The organism is Intestinibacter sp., from assembly GCF_051866655.1.
Taxonomy (GTDB): domain Bacteria; phylum Bacillota; class Clostridia; order Peptostreptococcales; family Peptostreptococcaceae; genus Intestinibacter.
In genome coordinates this window covers 1-5,063 of record NZ_JBJDXL010000192.1, presented here as the reverse complement: position 1 = coordinate 5,063, position 5,063 = coordinate 1, and the positions used below count along the sequence as shown (strand labels likewise).

The 5,063-nt window shown below is 31.6% G+C and carries 4 protein-coding genes and 1 pseudogene; all 5 read right to left on the bottom strand.

Features of this window, described 5'->3' with window-relative positions; all coding sequences use genetic code 11:
- Positions 1 to 187: pseudogene (locus ACI3VO_RS05970) on the bottom strand (hypothetical protein); the annotation flags it as partial.
- Positions 188 to 292: 105 nt separating this feature from the next.
- Complete coding sequence (locus ACI3VO_RS05965) at positions 293 to 703, bottom strand: hypothetical protein (RefSeq protein WP_439757030.1); 411 nt, start codon at positions 701 to 703, stop codon at positions 293 to 295.
- A gap of 242 nt (positions 704 to 945) precedes the next feature.
- The gene (locus ACI3VO_RS05960; protein ID WP_439757029.1) at positions 946 to 2,943 is read right to left on the bottom strand and encodes an NAD(+) synthase; all 1,998 of its coding nucleotides are present in this window, start codon (positions 2,941 to 2,943) and stop codon (positions 946 to 948) included.
- A gap of 128 nt (positions 2,944 to 3,071) precedes the next feature.
- Positions 3,072 to 4,451 (bottom strand): MATE family efflux transporter, encoded by a 1,380-nt coding sequence (locus tag ACI3VO_RS05955; protein ID WP_439757028.1) that lies wholly within the window; start codon positions 4,449 to 4,451, stop codon positions 3,072 to 3,074.
- A gap of 28 nt (positions 4,452 to 4,479) precedes the next feature.
- A partial coding sequence (locus ACI3VO_RS05950) for a hypothetical protein (protein WP_439757027.1) occupies positions 4,480 to 5,063 on the bottom strand: 584 nt, incomplete at its 5' end.

Sequence of the window (5,063 nt, the reverse complement as noted above, 5' to 3'; positions counted from 1 at the left end):
ACATAACTACTAGCTTTTCCATTTTATATATAGAAGCCTTTGCAACAGCGTCTAACTCTAATTCGTCTGTCTTTAGCTCTGTTTCACTTACTTCTCTAAATAATACTTTATATTCTTGTTTATTTGAGCAAGGACATATTCCTCGTCCAAAATCTTTTCTATATAGATATTTATTTACTGTAACCATAGAATCATTCTCACTTTCTCAAGAATTAAATCAAAAAATAAAGGCTTTAGAGCCTTTATTTTAATTATTATATTTTATTCTAAATCTACATATACAAAATCAAAATTATTTTTCCATATAAACGTATTCTGTATATTTTCCTTCTTTTACTTCTTTTTCATTAACTATTTTTGTAACAAAATCTTCAGATCTTATAGTGAATAATGCTTCATAAGAACCATAGTTACGTTTGATGTGTTCTCTTACTTGGCTATTAGTTTCAGATATTTCTCTTATTTTTGAAACTGTACGTCTTTGGTCTGTTCCGTTTTTTGTATATTTCATGTCAAATCTGTACATTCTACCACATTTTGAACAAACTCCAATTATATCACTTGTAGAATCGCAAATATCTTCGTCTTTGCTTTCAGTCATTTCGCTGTGATTATATAAAACTCTAAATTTTTTGCATTCAGAGCATTGGCATACCTTTTTGTCTAACTCTGCTGCTAAAATGTATTTTGGTGTGTATAACATATGTATCCTACCCCTTTCTTGTTACCATATTATTATTATTTATTATAGATTCCCTAAAACATATAAATTTATGTATATGTAGGTTATTAGGTGCACAAAAGTTGTTTCTTTAATATTTTAATTATCTTCCTCGCTAAAGCTTTTATAACAACCTCACATCATGCTAACCTCTTTATAATATTGTATCATCTTATCATATAATTTACAGACCTAATTTTAAATTTTTTCATATTTTTTTCAAATTAGTCGTAATTGCTTTCTTTTAACTCATTTAATTCCTCTAGCCATATATTTTGGCATGCGTCAGAAGCCATACGCCAATCTCCTCTTGGTGATAATGAAACACTACCGACTTTTATACCATCAGGCATACAAGAGCGCTTAAATTGTTGAGTCCAAAATCTATTATAAAATATTTCCATATTTTTAAGCAAGGCTTTTTTATCTATTACTGGATTCTCTATACCTGCTTTTTTATCCTTCATGATTTTTGCATTTACATATAAATCAAATATTTTTTTAGGACCAAATCCATGTCTTAGCATATAGTAAAGCGTAAAATCGTGAATTACATATGAACCTATTTTTTCCTCTGTCTTTTGTTTTATAGTTCCATCCTCATTTGGAGGTAGTAGCTCTGGGCTCACAGGTGTATCACAAATATCTAGTAGAGTTTCTCTCAGATCATCATGACATTTTGCATAAGACTCTAATATCCCTCTTACTAAAGTTTTTGGTATAGATGCATTTACGCCGTACATACTCATTTGGTCTCCATTGTATGTACACCATCCTAGAGCTAATTCAGATAAGTCACCTGTTCCAACTACTAAGCCACCTATTTTATTTGATATATCCATTAGTACTTGAGTTCTCTCTCTAGCTTGTACATTTTCAAATGTAACATCTAGCTTAGATTTATCGTGTCCTATATCCTTATAGTGTTGTTCACAGGCGTCTTTTATATTTATTTCATATGAAGTTACATTTAATAGCTTCATAAGGCTCTTAGCATTATTTAATGTTCTATCTGTAGTTCCATAGCAAGGCATTGTAATAGCGTGAATTCCCTTTTTATCAAATCCATTTATATCAAATGCCTCTGCTGCTACAACTAGCGCTAATGTGCTGTCTAAACCTCCAGAAATGCCTATAACTACATTCTTACAATTTATTTTTTTCAATCTGCCTGCAAGTCCTGCCGCCTGTAATTTTAATATTTCACTAGAACGCTCATCTATGTTTTCTGGTACAAAAGGAAGTATTGAGATTTCTCTATGTGAAATAAATTTATCTGTCACAGGCTTAAATGTTTCTATATAAATATGTTCGTATTCTTGTCTATCCACAACAGTCATATATGATGTAGTTTTTGTTCTATCGTTTAAGCATCTCTCTATATCTATTTCTCCATAAGTAATCTCTATATCCTCTAAAAACTTGCTCTCAGATACTATATATCCATTATCTGCTATTAAGCTGTGCCCTGAAAAAACAGTATCAGTCGTACTTTCAGCTCTTGAAGACGATGCGTAGATATATCCACAATTCGATGTTGCCGAATGCATTTTTATTAGATCTTCTCTATATTTAGTTTTGCCTATAGTTTCATTACTTGCAGATAAGTTTACAATTATGTTAGCTCCATGTAAGCAGTGGTATTTTGAAGGTGGAATTGGCACCCAAACATCTTCACATACCTCAGCAGAAACTATAGCTCCTGTTGTAGTATCCTCTATTAATAAATTAGTAGTAAATGGAACTATTTTCCCATCTAATACAATTTTGTTGTCTATTCTATTTAAAGCGCTTGAAAAATGTCTCGCTTCATAGAATTCTGAATAATTTGGGATAAATGTCTTAGGAACTACTCCTATTATTTCTCCCTTGTTTATCGCAACTGCACAGTTAAATAATTGATTGTCCTTTCTAAGAGGTACACCTACAAATATAAGCGGACTGCACTCCTTATTTGAAAGCCTTGCAAATCTCAAAAGCTCTTCATAAGCCCTTTGTATCAATCTACTTTGGTTGAATAAATCATGACAAGTATATCCTGTTATACTCAATTCTGGATATACTACAATTCTAGTTTGTCTTTTTCCTGTTTTATTTTCCTCGCAAACCTCGTCTAAAAGTTTCAACATTTCATCCACATTAAATTTTGGATCGGCAATCTTTATTTCATTTGGAATAATTGTCGCCACTTCAACAATCCCGTGATTTAATAAATTATTCATCTTATATCTCCAATCTATAGAATTTATAATCTCATAAAATCCTATTTAGACAATTTTTTCATATTAATGAGATATTTTATTTTATCACAAATCTATAATTTTTATAAAAAAATCTTATTATAAGTCATTTACAGCTGCAATTGCTGATTTTTCTGCTCACTTATCTTTTGCTTTAACTCTTTTAAAAATCCTATCGCAAATGGTATTGATAAAATACAAGATGCCATATCTGCCAAGGCTTGAGTGCATTCTATACCTCTAAGTCCAAATGCTGCATTTCCAATAAATAATATCGGAATAAAAAACAACCCCTGTCTAGTTGAAGATAAAAATGTAGCTGTCCACGATTTACCTATCATTTGGAAGGTCATATTACAAACAGTACAAAATGGTATAAATGGCATTACTATGCATTGAGCCCTCAAACAAGCTGTCCCTATGCTTATTACCTCTAAATCATCGTTTATAAATAGTTTTACGATTTCAGGTGCAAAAGCAAATACTAATACAGCTCCTATAAGCATAATTGTCACCCCTACTTTAAATGTAAAAAAGCATGATCGTCTAACTCTATCGTATTTTTTAGCACCATAATTATACCCAACTACCGGCTGGAATCCTTGCCCAAATCCTATTACCACAGAAAAAATAAACATAAATACTTTATTAAATATAGAAAGAGCCGCAACAGCCGCATCTCCATATCCAACTGCACATAAATTCAACAATACTGTAGATAAGCTAGCCAACCCCTGTCTAGCAAATGAAGGCAGTCCTGTTTTAACTATAAGTATATAAGTTGAAATATTTTTTGACATAAATTTAATATTTAATTTAGATACGGTAACTCCCCTTATTACACTAGATAACAGTATACAAAAGCTTGTTGCCTGACTTATCAAAGTCGCAATAGCCGCACCTGATATCCCCATATCTAATGCAAATATAAAAATTGGATCCAAAAATATATTTAAAATACTCCCAAACGCAATTCCTATCATTGCAAACTTAGCTCTTCCCTCTGATCTCAAGATATTGTTTAAAACAAACGAAGCACACATAATAGGAGCCCCTACTAAAATATAAGTTGCATAGCTACTAGCGTAAGGCAAAATAGTTTTAGATGCTCCCAATATCCTCATCAAGTTATTTAAATTTAATAATCCAAATATTGTAAGCAACAAACCAAATAAAATCGCAGTAAAAAATCCTGAAGAAGCGATTTCATTTGCCCTCTCATTCTGTTTTGCCCCTAATAATCTTGAAATCAAACTCCCAGATCCCATACCAAGAGTAAATCCAATAGCCTGTATTACCGCCATCAACGAAAATACTATCCCGACTGCACCAGATGCACTAGTACCTAATTTTGCCACAAAAAAAGTATCTGCCATGTTGTATATAGCAGTTACTAGCATGCTTATAATAGTCGGTATAGCTAGCGATATTATAAGCTTTTGTACTGGAGTTTCAGTCATTTTAATAAATTGTGCTTGATCCTTTTGCATTATAATTCCTCCCTATAAAATCATTGTTTTAAAAAAATATATCAAACCACCAAAGTAGTTCTTCACTTAAATATTTATATTTAGACAAAAATAAATTATGTATTTCCGATTTAGATATGTTTAATAAATCATTAAAATTATCTTTTACCAAGATTTCAGTGCCCTTTGCCCCCACTCCAATTGCAACTTGACTCTTAGCATAATATCCTATTGAAATATACTTTGAAAAAGCAATCCCGCCTATTGAAAACAGCCCTACTGATATAGCTCCTAAAGTATATATACCTATAGCTATTATACTTACCGAAATAGCTCCTATACCACAAAATCCACTCGCTATAATAGCTAGAGACAACAAGCCTATCGCAAAAAATCCCAATGATAAAGCCCCAAGTGAGAACAATCCAACTGATACCAATCCTATAGATATAAGTCCCACACTTACATTTCCTATAGCTATTATTCCCTTTGCTTTACAGTTTTTCATGCCTAGGTTTATATGTATCAATGGTAAATTTCCTATATATTTTTGACTTTTGTATTCGTAGCTAGTTTTCTTACTTGCAATTTGATTTATCGTTTGATTCTTCTTTTTATCACCTTTTATAAGCT

Excerpts from the sequence above, each read along its gene's own strand:
- ACI3VO_RS05955 (WP_439757028.1), bottom strand. The coding sequence starts at position 4,451 with ATGCAAAAGGATCAAGCACAATTTATTAAAATGACTGAAACTCCAGTA.
- ACI3VO_RS05965 (WP_439757030.1), bottom strand. The coding sequence starts at position 703 with ATGTTATACACACCAAAATACATTTTAGCAGCAGAGTTAGACAAAAAG.
- ACI3VO_RS05960 (WP_439757029.1), bottom strand. The coding sequence starts at position 2,943 with ATGAATAATTTATTAAATCACGGGATTGTTGAAGTGGCGACAATTATT.